Origin of the sequence: Pseudarthrobacter sp. NIBRBAC000502772 (assembly GCF_006517235.1) — a bacterium.
Taxonomy (GTDB): domain Bacteria; phylum Actinomycetota; class Actinomycetes; order Actinomycetales; family Micrococcaceae; genus Arthrobacter.
In genome coordinates this window covers 4,437,116-4,453,559 of sequence record NZ_CP041188.1, presented here as the reverse complement: position 1 = coordinate 4,453,559, position 16,444 = coordinate 4,437,116, and the positions used below count along the sequence as shown (strand labels likewise).

The 16,444-nt window shown below is 64.2% G+C and carries 15 protein-coding genes; 3 read left to right on the top strand and 12 right to left on the bottom strand.

The annotated features are described in order from the left end of the window. Window positions 1-28: 28 nt before the first annotated feature. Window positions 29-508: a type II 3-dehydroquinate dehydratase gene (aroQ, locus tag NIBR502772_RS20620; RefSeq protein WP_141141598.1), complete on the bottom strand. Its 480-nt coding sequence runs from the start codon at window positions 506-508 to the stop codon at window positions 29-31. Between the two features lie 194 nt (window positions 509-702). Next, window positions 703-1,215, bottom strand: a complete 513-nt coding sequence (locus NIBR502772_RS20615) for a CGNR zinc finger domain-containing protein (RefSeq protein WP_246848612.1) — start codon at window positions 1,213-1,215, stop codon at window positions 703-705. A 77-nt stretch (window positions 1,216-1,292) separates the two neighbouring features. Here NIBR502772_RS20615 and NIBR502772_RS22550 point away from each other — a divergent pair, with 77 nt between their 5' ends. Continuing rightward, window positions 1,293-1,436, top strand: coding sequence for a hypothetical protein (locus NIBR502772_RS22550; protein WP_168223591.1), 144 nt, complete (start codon window positions 1,293-1,295; stop codon window positions 1,434-1,436). 82 nt (window positions 1,437-1,518) lie between these two features. On the opposite strand, the gene NIBR502772_RS20610 is transcribed toward NIBR502772_RS22550, so the two are convergent. The 5 genes from NIBR502772_RS20610 to NIBR502772_RS20590 all read right to left on the bottom strand — a co-directional run bounded on the left by NIBR502772_RS20610 (window position 1,519) and on the right by NIBR502772_RS20590 (window position 7,568). After that, on the bottom strand, window positions 1,519-1,743 hold the full coding sequence (locus tag NIBR502772_RS20610; protein WP_141141596.1) for a hypothetical protein: 225 nt from the start codon (window positions 1,741-1,743) through the stop codon (window positions 1,519-1,521). A 113-nt stretch (window positions 1,744-1,856) separates the two neighbouring features. Continuing rightward, window positions 1,857-4,046 (bottom strand): alpha-galactosidase, encoded by a 2,190-nt coding sequence (locus tag NIBR502772_RS20605; protein WP_141141595.1) that lies wholly within the window; start codon window positions 4,044-4,046, stop codon window positions 1,857-1,859. 165 nt (window positions 4,047-4,211) lie between these two features. Then, on the bottom strand, window positions 4,212-5,552 hold the full coding sequence (locus NIBR502772_RS20600; protein WP_141141594.1) for a sugar ABC transporter substrate-binding protein: 1,341 nt from the start codon (window positions 5,550-5,552) through the stop codon (window positions 4,212-4,214). A gap of 91 nt (window positions 5,553-5,643) precedes the next feature. Then, window positions 5,644-6,591, bottom strand: a complete 948-nt coding sequence (locus tag NIBR502772_RS20595) for a carbohydrate ABC transporter permease (RefSeq protein ID WP_141141593.1) — start codon at window positions 6,589-6,591, stop codon at window positions 5,644-5,646. A gap of 11 nt (window positions 6,592-6,602) precedes the next feature. After that, window positions 6,603-7,568, bottom strand: a complete 966-nt coding sequence (locus NIBR502772_RS20590) for a carbohydrate ABC transporter permease (RefSeq protein WP_210412331.1) — start codon at window positions 7,566-7,568, stop codon at window positions 6,603-6,605. Between the two features lie 211 nt (window positions 7,569-7,779). Here NIBR502772_RS20590 and NIBR502772_RS20585 point away from each other — a divergent pair, with 211 nt between their 5' ends. Both NIBR502772_RS20585 and NIBR502772_RS20580 read left to right on the top strand, forming a co-directional pair. Next, entirely contained in the window at window positions 7,780-8,979 is a 1,200-nt protein-coding gene (locus tag NIBR502772_RS20585; protein WP_141141592.1) for a Gfo/Idh/MocA family protein, read from the top strand. A gap of 17 nt (window positions 8,980-8,996) precedes the next feature. Continuing rightward, window positions 8,997-10,016 carry a LacI family DNA-binding transcriptional regulator gene (locus tag NIBR502772_RS20580; protein ID WP_141141591.1) on the top strand — a complete coding sequence of 340 codons (1,020 nt, stop codon included), beginning with the start codon at window positions 8,997-8,999 and terminating at the stop codon, window positions 10,014-10,016. 19 nt (window positions 10,017-10,035) lie between these two features. Here the strand turns inward: NIBR502772_RS20580 and NIBR502772_RS20575 are convergent, their stop codons facing one another. The 5 genes from NIBR502772_RS20575 to acs all read right to left on the bottom strand — a co-directional run bounded on the left by NIBR502772_RS20575 (window position 10,036) and on the right by acs (window position 16,422). Next, window positions 10,036-10,821, bottom strand: coding sequence for a DeoR/GlpR family DNA-binding transcription regulator (locus NIBR502772_RS20575; RefSeq protein ID WP_141141590.1), 786 nt, complete (start codon window positions 10,819-10,821; stop codon window positions 10,036-10,038). Window positions 10,822-10,876: 55 nt separating this feature from the next. Then, window positions 10,877-11,791, bottom strand: a complete 915-nt coding sequence (locus NIBR502772_RS20570; protein ID WP_141141589.1) for a carbohydrate ABC transporter permease — start codon at window positions 11,789-11,791, stop codon at window positions 10,877-10,879. Beyond that, on the bottom strand, window positions 11,788-12,759 hold the full coding sequence (locus NIBR502772_RS20565; protein ID WP_141141588.1) for a carbohydrate ABC transporter permease: 972 nt from the start codon (window positions 12,757-12,759) through the stop codon (window positions 11,788-11,790). Before NIBR502772_RS20565 ends, NIBR502772_RS20570 begins: the two co-directional genes overlap by 4 nt. Before the next feature lie 134 nt (window positions 12,760-12,893). After that, complete coding sequence (locus NIBR502772_RS20560; RefSeq protein ID WP_246848611.1) at window positions 12,894-14,204, bottom strand: ABC transporter substrate-binding protein; 1,311 nt, start codon at window positions 14,202-14,204, stop codon at window positions 12,894-12,896. 208 nt (window positions 14,205-14,412) lie between these two features. After that, window positions 14,413-16,422, bottom strand: coding sequence for an acetate--CoA ligase (gene acs / locus NIBR502772_RS20555; RefSeq protein ID WP_141141586.1), 2,010 nt, complete (start codon window positions 16,420-16,422; stop codon window positions 14,413-14,415). Window positions 16,423-16,444 lie beyond the last annotated feature (22 nt).

Here is a 16,444-nt window from a genome sequence, read left to right as displayed (position 1 = left end):
CCACAGAGCTTGCGCCCACGGCGCCGGGCTACAGCGCCTCGGCCAGGTAATCGATGGCGAGCTTGTAGCCGAACACGCCCGCTCCCACGATCACCGCGGCGCACACCGGGGACAGGAACGAGTGGTGCCGGAATTCCTCACGCTGGTGCACGTTGGTGATGTGGACCTCGACGGCGGGAAGCTGCACCGCTGCCAGGGCGTCGCGCAGGGCCACGGAAGTGTGGGTGAAGGCGCCGGCGTTCAGCACAATCCCGACGGCGGTGCCGCGGGCTGCGTGGATGACGTCCAGGAGCACGCCCTCATGGTTGGACTGGACGCACTCCACTGTGAAGCCGTGGGCCTGCGCCGCAGTGGCTGCCAGTTGCTCCACGTCCGCGAGAGTGGAGGTGCCGTACTTCTCCGGCTCACGGGTGCCCAGCAGGTTGAGGTTGGGGCCGTTGATCACAAGGATCGTGCCGCGCCCGGCAGCGGAGGCAGATGCGGAGTCAGGGGAGGAAACGTCAGTCATGGCTCCAATCTACCCGCCGGATTCTGCACCATCATTCGGCCCGGGCCATTCGACCAGGCCGGATTTCCGGCGGCCGTGGACCGTGGCAGCTGAATGATGGTGCAGGATCCGTCGCAAGGGACACATGTCAAGCCACCGCCGGGCCTCGCCGCATATATCGGGCTTTCAGGATTTGGAGAAAGTTGCGGCGACTTTCACGTTCTTGCCCTGTTGCGGGAGGGCATGCTGGCGGCTTGTCGATGCCGGGCGACTGCGTCGGTGTTTCCGCATCGGGCGCTGCAGTAGCGCTGTCTGCCGGCCTTGGAGTTGTCGATGAACGCCTTGACGCATGCCGGCCGGGCGCAGGTGCCGATCCGGTGCCCGCCACTCCAGGCGACGAACAATGCCAGGCCGCCGGCCGTGACGGCCTTGACCCGGGACATGATGTCATCGCCCTCCGGGAAGAGGTGCAAATGGGGACGGGAAGCGTCGTGGGTGGTCAGCGAGATCCTCCCCGCGGAGCGTTCGAGGAGCGCGTTGATGGAACGGCATCGCTCATCAATGGTTTCGGCTGCGAATGCCAATGCCAGTTCAGTTGCCCAACGTCGAAGGCCATGATCCGCATCAGCACCCAGCCGCGGTTCCCGAATGCTGAAATCCTGTAGCACAGCCTCAAGGTCGTCTCCTGCCCGGGCGTTTACCAGGGCAGCGGCCAGTTGGGCTCCCACCTGATTTTCGTGACTGTATCCCACCCCCCAAAGTGTAATGGTTGAACGGCATCAACCCATTACTGGATGCTGGTTCCATGCATGAACATATCTGGCAAGTCCTCTCTCGGCACGCCACGTCCACCGGAACCGTTACTTACTCCCACTGCCCCTGCGGCGCCCACACCATGTTTCTCAAGGACGGCACCGAGAACCTCCTCGCCGCCGTCGTAGGACGATGAACAGCAGTTGGCGCCGCGCCGGGGAGAATACGCGGATCGGGTGTGAAGATTTGTGGCACTACCTGACGCCTGGCCTGAACGGTCAGGCTCTGCGCGTCAGCCCATACTTTTCGGGTGGTGCCTGCATGCGGAGCGTGCGCCAGGTACTGCCGGATATCTGGAGGGTGAGGTGTTCCCCGACGATCGTGACTTCGGTTGGGGTGGTGGCGAAAGGGTCGAGCCCGTTTGCGTAGAGCCAGTTCAGGGACTGGCCGTGCAGGTCACTGCCGTGGGGGTAGTCGCGCAGGTCAATCGAGGGAAGACGCATGGGGACCTCTTTGTGGTGGGGGGGAGTGGTGCGATACGAAGCCAGATTCCCGTCCGGCTCAGGGACGGGAATCTGGCCCCTCACGGGGAAGTAGCGTCGTCTAAGGACCGACGCTAAGCCTCGACTTCCGTCGCCTTCAGCAGCAAGGCGTGTTCCGGGTTGAGGATGGGCATCGGCAGGCCTACTTCGGCCAGGAAGCGGCCGCTAGCCACAGCTCCGGCGACCAGCCACGCCGGGTGCTGCACTTGCGTGAAGTTGTGGGCATAGTCGGCGTCGCCCGGCGCCGGGAAGATGGCCTCCACACGGTAGGTGCACTCGGGTTCCAGTCCCGGCACGGTGATGCGTCCCGGCTGCTCGGCAAATGCCGTCTTGGTGCTGACCAACGCGAACAGCGCGGCAGCTTCACCGGGTGCGGCGGGACGCTGCGAAACCACGCCGTGGAGCATCAGGGACTCGTCGGGGACGTCCGCGCGGACCATGCGCCCTGAGTGGATCAGGCCGCGGTGTTCCTTGTAGATCCCGATGAAGCGTTTTAGCTCCTCGCGCTCCGCGCCCTGGACCCCGCGGACATCCCACTCCATGCCGAAGTGCCCGAAGAGGGCGGTGATGGCACGGAATGAGAGGTCGTGGGTGCGGGCAGTGGTGTGCGAGGTGGTGGGTCCGATGTGACCGCCCACGAGCTCCGGCGGGACTACCAGCCCGGTCCAGCGTTGGATGGTCTGCCGTTCGAGCGCGTCGTTGCAGTCCGAGGCCCAGATCCGGTCAGTGCGTTCCAGGATGCCCAGGTCCACGCGGGCGCCGCCGGAGGAGCAGCTTTCAATTTCGACGCCGGGGTGTGACTTCTTGAGTTCGTCAAAGAGCCGGTAGGCGGCGCGGGTCTGTTCGTGGACGGAGGAGCGGCCGGCGTGGCCGTGTTCGGTCAGGTCTCGGTTCTGGTCCCACTTGAGGTAGCTGATGTTGTTCTCGTGCAGCAGGGTGTCGACGCGGTCGAAAATGTACTGCCACGCGTCAGGGTTGACGAGGTCGATCACGTGCTGGTTCCGCCATTCCAGCGGTAGTCGGCCGCCGTCCTTGTGCGATGCGGCGGCGGGACCAACAATCCATTCGGGGTGGGCGCGGGCGATGTCAGAGTCGAGGTTGATCATTTCCGGTTCCACCCAGAGCCCGAATTCCATGCCGCGGGAGGTTACGGCGTCGACCAGCGGGGTGAGGCCCTCGGGCCAGAGGGATTCGTCGACGTACCAGTCGCCCAGGCCGGCGTGGTCGTGCCGGCGGCCGCGGAACCAGCCGTCGTCGAGCACAAAGCGTTCGACGCCGAGGTCGGCGGCGGAGTCGGCGAGCTCGATCAGGGTGGTCAGGTTGTGGTCGAAGTAGACCGCTTCCCAGGTGTTGAGCACCACGGGGCGCGGCTTGCCGCCGCCCGCGGCGGGCAGCACGTGGTGCGGCCTGGCACGGAACCAGCTATAGAAGGCTTCGCTGATGCCGTCCAGGCCGCGGTCGGAGTAGGCGGCGAACAGCGCGGGCGTGGTGTAGCTGGCGGCGGGCTCGAGGATGACTTCGGCGGGGCCGAGGAGTTCGGAGCCGCCGATCATGGTGCGGCCGTCGCCGATGCTGTCGGCGAAGTGTTCGTGGTTGCCGCTCCAGGCCAGGTGGGTGGCCCAGACTTTGCCGTGGCGGTTGCCGAATCCGGCGGTGCCGGCGGCGAAGAGGAGAGAGGAATCGTGTCCGGTGCGGCCGTGCCGGCCGGTGCGGACCCAGGTGCCCTGTTGGATGGGGCGGCGCTGGGGGTGGCTTTCCCTGCACCAGCGCCCGGTCAGGTCAAGGAGTTCGACGGCGTCTGGCGCCACCGGGAGAACGGTGGCCAGTTCGTCGAGCTGGTAGGGGGTGACGCCGTCGTTGGTGACGCTGTGCCGCAGCTCCAGCAGGCCGCCGTCGTGCAATGCGAGGGAGGACGAGACGGTCAGTCCGGCGTCGGGATCGGACTGGACGATGACGGCGGAGTTGCCTTCGAGGGTCGCTGTCACCGTGCGGAGGCGGGCCGAGAAGTCGAGGCCGGAGACGCCGTCTGCGATGCGGTGGCCGCGGAGGGCGGGACGCCCGCGCCAGCTGGAGGACGCCTGCGGCAGGAGGCCGGCAGGAACGTTGGCGTCGACGGCGGAGTTGGGGATGGGTTCGTCCAGGATGGCGAGGTCCGGCATTGGGGCTTCGCCCAAATCGGCGCCCCAATGGATAATCTCGGCCTCCCCGCTGTTGAAGCTGATCACCAGGCTGGTGCCGGCGGTACGGAGGTGGAGCGAATCCATAGGTGTATCTCTTTTCATGATCATGGCGTGCGTTCACTAACGCAGGACTGTGTTGCTGTGGGAATGAGGGTGTCCGGATGCCGCCGTCGCAAGGGAGGGAACGGCGGCATCCGGAACGGGTGACTGCGGTCACTGACCGCAGTCACGCTTCTTGGCGGACCAGGCTTACTTGAAGAGGGCGTTGACCTGTTCGTTGGCTTCGCTCAGGGAACTGGCAGGCTTCTTGCCTGACAGGACTGCGTCCATGGCAGGCTTCATGATGCCTTCGACCTTGGCCGCCTTGTCGGCGATCGGGAGGAGGAAGGTGGTCTCGTCCTTGACGTGGGTGGTGAAGGCGGTGACGTCAACGCCCTTGGCCGCGAAGGCCTTGGCTGCGAGCTCGGAGGAGGAAGTGATCGCGGGGAACACTACTGCTTTGGACGCCACTACGTCCTGGCATTTTGCCGAGGCGAGGTATTCGACCCATTTGACGGAAGCTACCGGGTTCTTGGTTCCGGCCCAGATGGAGTCGGCCAGGCCGTTGAACATGGACGCGCGCTTGCCGTCGGGTCCCTTGGGTGTGGGGGCGATGCCTGTTTCCACTCCCTTGTAGGCGGTGTACTGCCCGATCATCCACGAACCGTTGGTGTTGATGGCGGCCTTGCCGGCACCGAAGTTATCAGTCACGCTGGCACCCACGGTGGTCTCGAGCTTGGGCATGTAGCCCTTGTCCACGAGTCCGGTCCACCAGGCAATGGTTTCCTGGAACTTGGGGTCGTCGTAGTTGAAGTCCTTGCCCCACGGGTTCTTGTCCGTGTGGGTCCAGCCCATGGTGGCGCTGAGGAAGCTCCACTGGGTCTGGCCGGTGCCGGCGCCGGAGTTTTCCAGGCCCAATCCATAGACCGCGACGTTGTTCTTGTCGAAGCCGGACTCGTCTCCGCGGACACCGTTCTTGTCCACGGTCAGGTGCGCAATGGCCTTCTCGTAGCTGCCGCCGTCAGAGGGGTTCCAATCCAGGCCCTTGAGCTGCTCTTCCGTGTAGCCGGCATCAGCCACGAGCTTCTTGTTGTAGAACATCGCGACGGTGTCCCAGTCCTTGGGCAGGCCGTAGCGTTTGCCATCTTCGGTGACCCACAGATCGGTCAGGCCCTTGCTGTAGATGTCCAGGTCGAGCTTGTCGGTCTTGACGGCGTCGTCCAGGGCCAGGAGCTGCTTCTTGGAGGCAAACTCGGGGTATTTGGCCAGGTGGTCGGTGAAGACGTCCGGCGCGGTTCCGGCGACGAAGCCGTTGGTCAGGGTGGTCCAGTAGTCGTCCCAGCCGCGCTGGGTGACCTTGACCTTGATGTCCGGGTTGGCCTTGGTGAAGTCGTCGGCGCACTGCTGGTAGGCGGGGAGCTGGTTGGCGTCCCAGAGCCAGTAGTTGATCTCGCCTTTGGCCTCGGTGGAGGTCGGGGCGGGTGCGCCGCAAGCGGACAGGGACAAGGCGATGGCAGCAGCAGCAGCGGCGATGCCAAGGGTTTTCTTCATGGTGGACCTTTCGGTTCTTGCAGGGGAGAAACGGGGAAACTGTGGAGCGGTTGGAACGGAGAAACTGTGGAGCGGTTGGAACATATGGGGGTTATTTGATGCCGGAGAAGCCGATGGAGTTCACTACTTTTTTGCCGAAGGCGATGAACAGGATCAGGACCGGGAGGGCGGCGATGAGGGTGGCGGCCATCAGGCCGGACCAGTCGGGGGCGCCTTGCGGGGACTGGGATTTGAAGACGCCCAGGCCGACGGTGAGGACCCGGACGGACTCGTCCTGGCCCACCAGCAGCGGCCAGAAGTATTCGTTCCAGGTGCCGAAGAAGGTCAGCAGGGCCAGGGTGGCCAGGGGGGCCGCGGCGTTGGGCAGCACGATCTTGAAGTAGATGCGGAACTTGCTGGCGCCGTCGAGCATGGCGGCTTCCTCTACTTCCCGGGACATGCTCAGGAAGAACTGGCGCAGGAAGAAGATCGCGAACGGGGTCATGAACAGGAAGGGCAGGATGATGCCGGCGTAGGTGTTCAGGAGTCCGAGGTTTTTGATCATCAGGAAGTTGGGCAGGGCGGTGAAGATCGGCGGGACCATCATGGTGGCCAGGAAGAGGGCGAACACTTTCTCCCGGCCGGGCCAGCGCAGCCTTGAGAATGCATAGGCGGCCATGGAGCTGAAGAACACCTGGCCGACGGTGATCAGGGTGGAGACAATGATGGAGCTGCGCAGGTACCACCAGAAGTTGATGGCGGCACCGGAGCCGCCTTCGGCGATGGCTTCTTCGGGGGTTTGCAGGCCGAGGACGCGTTTGAAGGCGCCCCAGCTGAAGTCGGCCGGCAGGAGGTTGCCGGCGTTCGCGGCGAGGGAGTGGTTGCTCGACAGGGCGGTGCGGAGCATCCACAGGAACGGGGCGATGGTGACGACCAGCGCGATGACCACGAGGGTCCAGGCCCCGGCGCGTCGCCAGTTGAAGGGCTGGCGGGGCTTGAAGATGATGGCAGTGCGGGCCGGGGCGGTCGCGCCGTTGCGGGACGGTGTCGATGTAGTCATTGCGGGGGTCCTTAGTCCAGATCCGATTCGTTGCCCTTGAGGAACTTCATTTGCACGAAGGCGACCAGGGCGAGGATGACGAAGAGAATGACAGAGAGCGCGGAGGCGTACCCGAAGTCCGACTCCGTGAAGGCCTTCTGGTAGATGTACATCTGGATGACGCGGGAGGCGTTGATCGGGCCGCCTGCGGTGGTGACGGCCACCGTGTCAAAGACCTGGAAGGAACCGATGACGGTGACCACCAGGACCAACACCATGACCGGGCGCAGCAGCGGCATGGTGATGGACCAGAACGTGCGGGTGGGGGATGCCCCGTCCAGGGAGGCAACCTCGTAGACGTGGCTGGGAATCGACTGCAGGCCGGCGAAGAGCAGCAGGGCGGTGTAGCCCATGTGGCGCCAGACGTTCACGAAGGCGATGGTGGGGATGGCCCATTGCTCGCTGCCGAAGAACGCGATGCGTTGCCCGCCCAGCCAGGAGATGACCTCGTTGACGATGCCCAGCTGGTAGTCGAGCATCCAGAACCACAGGAGGGCGACAATCACGTTCGCGACCAGGAACGGCAGCAGGAGCGCGCCCCGGACGAACGTGGATTTGGCGACCCGGTGCATCAACAACGCCAGGCCCAGGGCAATGACGGTCTGGAAACCGATGTTCAGCGCCACGTACTGCAGAGTCACGCTCATCGCGTTCCAGAACAGTTCATCGGCGAAAATCGCGGTGTAGTTCTTGATCCCGATCCAGGTGGGATCACCCAGGATGCTGTACTCGGTAAAGCTGAGGTAAACACCGCGGATCGTGGGGATCAGGAAGAACGCCACGAAGCCGATCATTGCCGGGAAGATGAACACCATCGCGATCCTCAAGTCGCCCATGCGGTGCGTGAGGCTCTGCTTCCGGGTGCTTCCGGTCTTTCCTGCTTTAGTGCCTGCCGCCCGGCCTGCCGGGTCCCGTTGTTGCTTTGTAAGGGTGGTCATCTTCGACCCTTTCCTGACTGTGAGGTGGGTTACAACTTCAAGTGAATCTACACGAGTAGATAGAAGCTGACAAGTGTTGGATTTCATGCTGCATTTGAAGGGATTCATCCAGTCGCTAGGCTATTGACTCGAGTAGATTCGAGTGAAACACTGGGAATCCTTATGGACAGCGCTTGCCCGGCGCTCCCCACAGCACCTAGGGAAGGCCAAAATGACGTTTTCAATCGGCGTAGTAGGAGTTGGCCAGTTCGGCGGCCAGTTCGCGCACCTCTTCAATCTCCACCCCGGTGTCAGCGACGTCTACGTGGTGGATGAGCTTCCGGAACGGGCGGCCGAGGCAGTGGACCTTTACCATCTGGCGGGCTCGAAGGCGAGCTTTGACGATCTCTTAGCCTCCGACGTCGACGCTGTGGCCATCTTCACCCAGCGCTGGACGCACGGTCCTCTGGTGGAGCAGGCGCTCCGCGCCGGCAAACACGTCTATTCCGCCGTCCCCATGGCCATTTCTGAGGAGGAAATCGCTAGGATTATCGGCGCTGTCCGCGAAACCGACCTGGTCTACATGATGGGGGAGACCAGCTACTACAACCCGGCCACCGTCTATGCCCGCAATCAGCATGCTGCCGGCCGCTTCGGGCGGATCTTCTACAGCGAAGGTGACTACGTCCACGACATGGACCTGGGCTTCTATGATGCCTACCAGTACAGCGGCGGTGACCGCTGGAAGGAAACCGCCAGCTACCCGCCCATGCTGTACCCGACGCACGCGGTCGGCGGAGTCCTCGGCGCGGTCCGCGCCCATGCCGTAAGCGTTAGCTGCGTCGGAGTAAAAGATGACCGCAACGACGGCGTCTTCGACAAAGAGGTCAGCATGTTCGGCAACGACTTCTCCAACGCCACCGCCCTTTTTGAACTCAACGACGGCGGCGTTATGCGGACCAACGAGATGCGCCGCGTGGGCTACCCCTCACACATCAGGGAGTCCCGCTTCCGGTTCTTCGGAACAGAGGCCAGCTTTGAACAGCTCGCAAAAGTCTCGGTTTGGCAGGACAAGGAAAACGTCCAGGACATTTCCGAGCTGTTCGAAACCCGGCCCAGCATGTCCCTCGATGACCCGTCGCTGGCCAACGTTGCGCCGGAACTGAGGGACGCCTTCGTCTCCGGGCTCTCGCCTGTCCACGACGCTGATCGGCTGCCGGAGGAGTTCCGCGGCGCACCGAACGGGCACGAGGGAAGCCACCACTTCCTGGTGGATGACTTCGTGACAGCCGTCAACACGCGTGCGCTTCCGCCGGTCAACGCCTGGGTTGCCGCCCGGTTCACGCTGCCCGGTATCGTGGCGCACCAGTCCGCCCTCCGCGGCGGAGAGCGGCTGCCCATCCGTGACTTCGGCGACGCCCCGGGGATCTGATAGCTAGCATGTACACCATGACGACTCCCACAGTGCAGCCCCCACGCAGCCCGGTGACCCGCAAGGATGTTGCCCGGTACGCGGGCGTTAGCACCGCCGTCGTCAGCTATGTAGTCAATGGCGGGCCCAAGAAAGTGGCTCCGGCCACGGAGGCGAAGGTCCAGGACGCCATCCGGGTCCTGGATTACCGCCCCAACGCGGCGGCCAGGGCCCTCAAACTGGGATCAAGCGAGACGCTGGGGCTCATCGTGCCGGACAACTCGAACCCGTTCTTCTCGCTCCTGGCGCATGCCGTGGAGGACGCCGCGGCCGAGCGGGGCTACGCCCTGCTGCTGACCAACTCCGACGGCGATCTCGCAAAGGAGCGCCGAAACGTCCGGAACCTGGCGGCGCGGCAGGTGGACGGCGTACTGCTTGCCAGCGTCTTGTTCCAGCCGGACCTTGAAGACCTCGAGAAGGCCGACATTCCCTGGGTCCTGCTCAACCATGACAGCGAAGGGCCGGGCATCAACAGCATCGGGGTGGACCTGACGGCCGGTGCACAGATCGCCGTGGAACATCTCCTGGGGCACGGGCATACGAACATCGGCCTGGCCATAGGCACCAACGTGGGCAAAAACGTCGACGGCCGCGAACTGGGCTGGCTGAAGGCGCTGAAGGAGGCAGGCCTCCCCGAAGGGCCCATAGCGCGCAGCGACTTCACCCGGCCTGGTGGCTACGAAGCGGGGAAGCGGCTCCTGGCCTCCTCCAACCGGCCCACGGCGATTTTCGCGAGCTCGGACATGCAGGCGGTTGGTATCCTCCGCGCGCTCCATGAGGCGGGCGTCTCCGTGCCCGGAGACATCGCGCTGACCTCCTTCGACGGCTCCGCCGAGGCGGAGTATGCGTGGCCGGCGCTGACTACCGTGGATCAGCCGGTTCGGGAGATGGCCGAGGCCGCCGTCGACGGCATTCTGGGTGCTCGGCGCAAGGCCCCGCCGCAGCAGCGGACGTTCCCCACGAAGCTCCACGTCCGCCAGTCCTGCGGCTGCCCGTGAACCAAGGGCTGTTGGTTCACTAGCCCGCGATCCGGATCTTGCCCACCCGCTCGCCGAGGATGCGCTGGGCTTCGGGGCCCAGCCCGGCGTCGCTGATGACCTCATCGGCCGCGTCCAGCGGAGCGATCGTGCTGATGCCCAGGAGCCCCCACTTGGTGTGATCGGCAAGGACCACAGTTTTCCGGGCGGCTGCGACGAACGCCCGGTCCGTCTCGGCCTCCAACAGGTTGGGGGTTGTGAAGCCGGCGTCGGCGTCCATGCCGTGCACGCCCAGGAACAGCACGTCCAGGTGCAGCTGCTTGAGTGCCGCCGTCGCGATGGGTCCCACCAAAGCGTCCGACGGCGTGCGCTCGCCGCCGATCAGGATCACGGTGGATGTGAAGCGGGCCGAGCCGCCGGACGCGGCGTGGTGGAAGAGGTCAGCAATGCGCACGGAGTTGGTGACCACCGTGATCCGCGGGCCGTTGACCAGTTCCTTGGCCAGGGCCCACGTGGTGGTCCCGGCGCTGAGACCGACAGCCATGCCCTCATGCACCAGGCCGGCAGCCTCCAGCGCGATGGCGCGCTTCTCCGCGGTCAGCTGGGTGGACTTGAGCTCGAAGCCAGGCTCATGCGTGCTGACATCGCCGGGGAGCTTGGCGCCGCCGTGGATACGCTCCAGTTTGCCACCATCCTCCAGCAGCTCGATATCCCGGCGGACAGTCATCAGGGAAACGCCCAGTTGCTGGGCGAGGTCCGAGACGCGGACAACCCGTTCGCGCTGGACGGCGTCCACGATTGCCTGGTGGCGTGCTGCGGGGAGCATGTAATTCCTTTCGGGCTGAGGCGGGTGTGATATCCCCGTCACGTTCCATGATGGTCTACCCCTTGCTTGAACCAAGAGTCAGCCCCGCAACAAACTGCCGCTGCAGGAGCAGGTAGATCACCAGCGTGGGAATGACAGTGATGACTGCGCCGGCGGCCAGGAGGTTGTAGTTGTTCAGGAATTCGCCCTGCAGGTTGTTGATGGCCGTGGTGATCGGAAGCCGGTTGCCGCTCTGGATGAAGATGAGGGGCCAGAAGTAGTCGTTGTAGATGAAGATGACCTGGAGCGTGCCGAGTGCGGCGAACGCCGGCCGGCAGAGTGGCATGATGATCTCCCGGTACTGCCGCCAGATGCCGGCCCCGTCCACCAGGGCGGCCTCGGTCAGGTCCGCGGAGAGCGCCTTCATGTAGTTGGACAGCACGAAGGTGCAGAAACCCATCTGGAAGGCGGTATTGACCGCGATCACAATGATGTAGGTGTTCAGCATGTTTCCGGAATCGCTGAACGAGTACGGCACTTCGAAGTGCTTTGCCATCTCGAACAGCGGGGCGGCGAGGACCTGCGGGGGAAGCAGGTTGCCGGCGGTGAACATGATGAGCAGCGTGATGTTGAACTTCCAGCTCACCCGGCTGACGGCGAAGGCCATGAGGGAGGCAAGGAACAGGGTCAGCAGCACAGCCGGGACGGTGATGATGACCGAGTTCCAGAAGTACGTGGAAAACCCGCCCTGGGTCCAGGCCTGGGCGAAGTTGTCGAAGTTGAAGTCGCCGGCAAAGCTGAAATAACCGTACTGGTTCGTCGAGGCCACCGGGCGGAGGGCGGTGAAAAGCGACCAACCCAGCGGGATCAGCCACATTACCGCCATGACGGCCAGGAAGATATGGGTCCCGTAGTGGCGCTTGGGCCTGCTGCCGGAGCGGGGCGCCGCTGCGGCAGCAGTCCGGCCGGTGCGGGCTGTGTTGGTGCTCATGCTTTGTTCTCCTTGCCGAAGGTGCGGCTGAGGTAGAAGACGATGGGAACAAGGGAGATGACCAGCAGCACCACTGCCAGTGCCGAGCCGACGCCGATCACCTGGCCTTCGCCCACGAGGTTCTGGATCACCAGGGCGCTGAGCATTTCCAGGCCGTTGGTTCCGCGGTTGATGACGTAAACCACGTCAAAGGCGCGCAGCGATTCGATGATAGTGATCACCACGATGACGATATTGATGGGGCGCATGGCCGGGAACACCACGCGGAAGAAAGTCTGCCCTGCGTTGGCTCCGTCGATGGCGGCGGCTTCCTTGAGGGTCGGGTCCACGCCCTTAAGCCCGGCCAGGTAAAGGAGCATGACGTAGCCGGCATGCCGCCACGTCGCCGCGATCATGGCGGCCCAGATGTTCACGGAGGAGTCCCCGAACCAGTCGACGGCCTGCGGTGTCCCGGCGGTGCCCAGGAGGAAGTTCAGGAGGCCGTTGTCGCGCTGGTAAAAGAGCTGCCAGATGATGCCGATCAGGGCCAGTGACAACATCACGGGTGCGAAGAAGATGCTCTGGTAAATCTTGCTGCCCCTGATGTTCTGGTCCAGCAGCACGGCGAGCAGCAGGCCCAGCGGTGTGGCAATCAGGGCCAGGAACAGGAGCCACAGCAGGTTGTGCTGCACCGCCGGCCAAAAGGGCGGGTAGTCCTGGGTGATGTACTGGTAGTTCGCCGTGCCGGCGGGGCGTATGTCGGCCAGGTCCAGGCCGTTCCACCGGCTGAAGCTGAGCCCCACGGACATCAGCGTCGGCAGCCAGACCAGGGTCAGTTCGATCAGGGTGGGGATCCCCACCATCAGCGACAGGACCACTTTGTCCCGCCCGGTCAGGCGGCGGACCCGCCCGCCTCTGGCCTGCCGGATGCGGCCGCCGCCGGGCTCCCGCGCTTCCGGCGGTATCAATTCTTGTGCGGTGCTGCTCATGGAAGTCTTCCCTCTATTGGTGGGGACGCTGGAAGGGAACGACGGCGGCGGGAGCCTGCGCCGCCGTCGTCGTTCCCTTCCTGGCTGGTCGCCTTGGAAACGGCGCTGACAGGGCTGGAAGTGCGGCCCTGGATTTACTGCGCGGCGTAGAGCGTCTTGGCCTGGGCCTCGAGGTTCTTGACGTCTATTTTGCCGTCCTTGATGAAGCTCTGCAGGGCCGGGATCATCACGTTATTGGCCATGGCGGGCAGGGCGTCCCGGTCGAAGAACTGGCTGATGTACTTCGCGTCGGCGATGGTGTCCGCACACTTCTTGTTGAGCGGGCTGAACTTGGAGGTGTCCGTGCCCTTGGCGGTGGCAATGTTGGACGCATCCACGGCGGCGTAGGCGTCCTGGGCCTCGGCGGTGCCGAGGAACGCCATGAAGTCGCGGGCCGCCTTGTTCTCCCCGCCCTTTTTGGACAGCAGGAGGCCGTCAATGGGGGCTTCGACAGCGTCGCGGCCTTCCATGGCGATTTCCGGAAAGGCGAAGAAATCGATGTCCGCCAGCACCGCCGGGTCGGTGAATTGCTGGGTGACGAAGGAACCCAGCAGGTACATGCCGGTCTTCTTGGCTTCCAGCGCCTTGGCGGCGTCCTGCCAGGTCTGGCCGAGGGCTGCCGGATCCTGGAAGGGAAGGAGCGCCGCCCAGGTGTCGAAGACCGCGCTGACCTTTTGCTGGTCCCAGGATTCCTTATGTGCGCACAGGTCCACATGGAACTGGTAGCCGTTGAGCCGCATGTTCATGTAGTCGAAGGTGCCCATGGCCGGCCAGCCGTCCTTGTCGGCGAAGCCGATGGGAATGATGCCATCTGCCTGCATCTTCGTGGCGAGGGCCCTGAGGGCGTCAAAGGTCTCCGGCACCTCGTACCCCTTTTCGGCCCAGAGGCTCTTCCGGTAGAAGAACCCCCACGGATAGTTGTAGTTGGGTACGAAGTACATCTTGCCGTCCGGTCCGGTGGAGGCTTTCTTCAGCGCATCGGAGTAGTTGCCACCGATGGTTTCCCAGACGTCATCGATGGGCGCAAGGAGCCCTTTGCCTGCGTAGTACTGCATGCGGTAACCGGCGAACCAGGTGAACGTATCGTCCGGAGAGCCCTGCAGGTACGAATTAATCTTGTTCTGGAAATCATTGTGGGGCACCACGTTTGTGGTGACCTTCTTGCCGGACTTGGCCGTGAAGGCGTCGGTGACAGCCTGGTACGCCCGCTTGGGAACGTCATCGGAGGACCCGGAACCGAAGGTTAGGCCGGCGGAGTCGGAACCCGTGGCGGACGGCGCACTTCCGCCCGTGCAGGCTGCGAGAAATGGAATGCCGGCCAGGCCTGCCGCGCCTACGCCAACGGTCTTGAGGATGCTCCGCCTGCTGGGAAAAGCAGTTGCAGACGCATCAAACTGTGAAGCCATGTTCTCTCCCTTGAAAAATAGCCGCATGTGAGACACCTCACATTGCATCTGACTATAAACGTTCAAAACAGAACATGGAAGAACGGCAAATAACATTTTTGGCGTCGATTTTCTTGAATCGTCCCAAACAGGGAGTGGCCCCGATTTTCCCATAGGACGGGATAATCGGGGCCACTCGATAGCGTCGGAGTGGGTCGTGAGGCAGCTGTTACTTTCTGAGCGACTGCGCGATCTGCTGCATCACTGTGGTGTCGGCCAGGGTGGTGGCGTCGCCGGATTCGCGGCCTTCGGCGATGTCCTTGAGGAGGCGGCGGACGATCTTGCCGGAGCGGGTTTTGGGCAGTTCCGGGACCACGAGGATGGTTTTGGGCTTGGCGATGGGCCCGATTTCCTTGCCGACGTGGTTGCGGAGTTCCTGGATGGTGGCCTCGCCCTTGTCCACGGCGTCGCCGCGCAGGATCACGAACGCGACGACGGCCTGGCCGGTAGTTTCGTCGGCGGCGCCCACAACGGCGGCTTCGGCCACAGAGGGATGGCTGACCAGGGCGGATTCGATTTCAGTGGTGGAGAGCCGGTGCCCGGAGATGTTCATGACGTCGTCCACGCGGCCCAGGAGCCAGATGTCGCCGTCCTCGTCCTTTTTGGCGCCGTCGCCGGCGAAGTACATGCCTTCGAAGCGGGACCAGTAGGTCTCTTTGAACCGCTCGGGGTCGCCCCAGATGCCGCGGAGCATGGCGGGCCAGGGTTCCCGGATCACCAGGAAGCCGCCGTGGCCGTCCGGCACGGATTCGCCCTGCTCATCGACGACGTCCACCGCGATGCCGGGCAGCGGGGTCTGCGCCGAGCCGGGCTTTGTGGCGGTGACGCCGGGCAGCGGGGCGATCATCTGGGCGCCGGTCTCGGTCTGCCACCAGGTGTCCACGATCGGTGCCTTGTTGCCGCCGATGACGTCCCGGTACCACATCCACGCCTCCGGGTTGATGGATTCGCCCACGGAACCGAGGACCCGGAGGGAGGTCAGGTCGTACTTGTCCGGGATGTCCCGGCCCCACTTCATGAAGGTCCGGATGGCCGTGGGGGCGGTGTACAGGATGGAGACCTTGTACTTCTCGATGATCTCCCACCAGCGGCCCTGGTGCGGGGAATCCGGGGTGCCCTCGTACATTACCTGGGTGGCGCCGTTGATGAGCGGGGCGTAGGCGACGTACGTGTGGCCGGTGACCCAGCCGACGTCGGCCGTGCACCAGAAGACATCCGTTTCGGGGTGGAGGTCGAACACGGCCTTGTGGGTGTAGGCGCCCTGGGTGAGGTAGCCGCCGGTGGTGTGCAGGATGCCCTTGGGCTTGCCCGTGGTGCCGGACGTGTACAGGATGAACAGCGGGTGTTCGGAGTCGTGTCCCACCGCCTTGTGCTCGGCGGAGGCCAGCTCCACGGTGTCCGCCCACCAGTGGTCCCGGCCTTCGTGCCAGTTCACGTTCTGGCCGTTGCGCTTGACCACCACAACGTTCTGGACCGTGTGCCCATCGACGGAAAGGGCCTCGTCCACGGCGGTCTTGAGCGCGCTGGGCTTGCCGCGGCGGTACGTGCCGTCCGCGGTGACAACGAGCTTGGCTTCGGCGTCCTCGATCCGGGAGCGCAGGGCGTCGGCGGAGAACCCGCCGAACACCACGGAGTGCACGGCACCGATGCGGGCGCAGGCCAGCAGCGTGATGACGGCCTCCGGGATCATGGGCAGGTAAACGGCCACCCGGTCACCCTTGCCAACCCCGAGGGACTCGAAGGCATTGGCGGCCTTCTTGACCTCTTCAGTGAGCTGGGCGTACGTGTAGGTGCGGGAGTCGCCGGGTTCGCCCTCGAAGTAGATGGCCACCCGGTCCCCGAGGCCGTTCTCCACATGGCGGTCCAGCGCGTTGTATGCGGCGTTGACCTCGCCGCCCACGAACCATTTGGCGAACGGCGGGTTGGACCAGTCCAGTGCCTGGTCGAAGTCTTTGCTCCAGGTGAGCAGTTCGCGGGCCTTCTTCGCCCAGAAAGCCGGGCGGCCGGCGTCGGCCTCTGCATAGTCAGCGGCGGTGACAACGGCGTCGGCAGCGAATTCGGGGCTGGGGGCGAAAGTGCGGTTTTCGTGCAGCAGGTTTTCAAAGGCGTCGCCCTGCTGGTCGGTCTGCACGGAAGCTGCGGGAGCGGTGGCCGTGGAGCCGGGAGTGTCCTGAGACATGGTGAACCTCATCATTCATCGG

Bases quoted from the DNA above. Each gene is read 5' to 3' on its own strand.
- NIBR502772_RS20575 (WP_141141590.1), bottom strand. From the start codon at position 10,821: ATGCTCCCCGCAGCACGCCACCAGGCAATCGTGGACGCCGTCCAGCGC.
- NIBR502772_RS20560 (WP_246848611.1), bottom strand. From the start codon at position 14,204: ATGGCTTCACAGTTTGATGCGTCTGCAACTGCTTTTCCCAGCAGGCGG.
- NIBR502772_RS20605 (WP_141141595.1), bottom strand. From the start codon at position 4,046: ATGGATTCGCTCCACCTCCGTACCGCCGGCACCAGCCTGGTGATCAGC.
- NIBR502772_RS20580 (WP_141141591.1), top strand. From the start codon at position 8,997: ATGACGACTCCCACAGTGCAGCCCCCACGCAGCCCGGTGACCCGCAAG.
- NIBR502772_RS20570 (WP_141141589.1), bottom strand. From the start codon at position 11,791: ATGAGCACCAACACAGCCCGCACCGGCCGGACTGCTGCCGCAGCGGCG.
- NIBR502772_RS20600 (WP_141141594.1), bottom strand. From the start codon at position 5,552: ATGAAGAAAACCCTTGGCATCGCCGCTGCTGCTGCTGCCATCGCCTTG.
- aroQ (WP_141141598.1), bottom strand. From the start codon at position 508: ATGACTGACGTTTCCTCCCCTGACTCCGCATCTGCCTCCGCTGCCGGG.
- acs (WP_141141586.1), bottom strand. From the start codon at position 16,422: ATGTCTCAGGACACTCCCGGCTCCACGGCCACCGCTCCCGCAGCTTCC.
- NIBR502772_RS22550 (WP_168223591.1), top strand. From the start codon at position 1,293: ATGCATGAACATATCTGGCAAGTCCTCTCTCGGCACGCCACGTCCACC.
- NIBR502772_RS20565 (WP_141141588.1), bottom strand. From the start codon at position 12,759: ATGAGCAGCACCGCACAAGAATTGATACCGCCGGAAGCGCGGGAGCCC.
- NIBR502772_RS20590 (WP_210412331.1), bottom strand. From the start codon at position 7,568: ATGACCACCCTTACAAAGCAACAACGGGACCCGGCAGGCCGGGCGGCA.
- NIBR502772_RS20595 (WP_141141593.1), bottom strand. From the start codon at position 6,591: ATGACTACATCGACACCGTCCCGCAACGGCGCGACCGCCCCGGCCCGC.
- NIBR502772_RS20585 (WP_141141592.1), top strand. From the start codon at position 7,780: ATGACGTTTTCAATCGGCGTAGTAGGAGTTGGCCAGTTCGGCGGCCAG.
- NIBR502772_RS20610 (WP_141141596.1), bottom strand. From the start codon at position 1,743: ATGCGTCTTCCCTCGATTGACCTGCGCGACTACCCCCACGGCAGTGAC.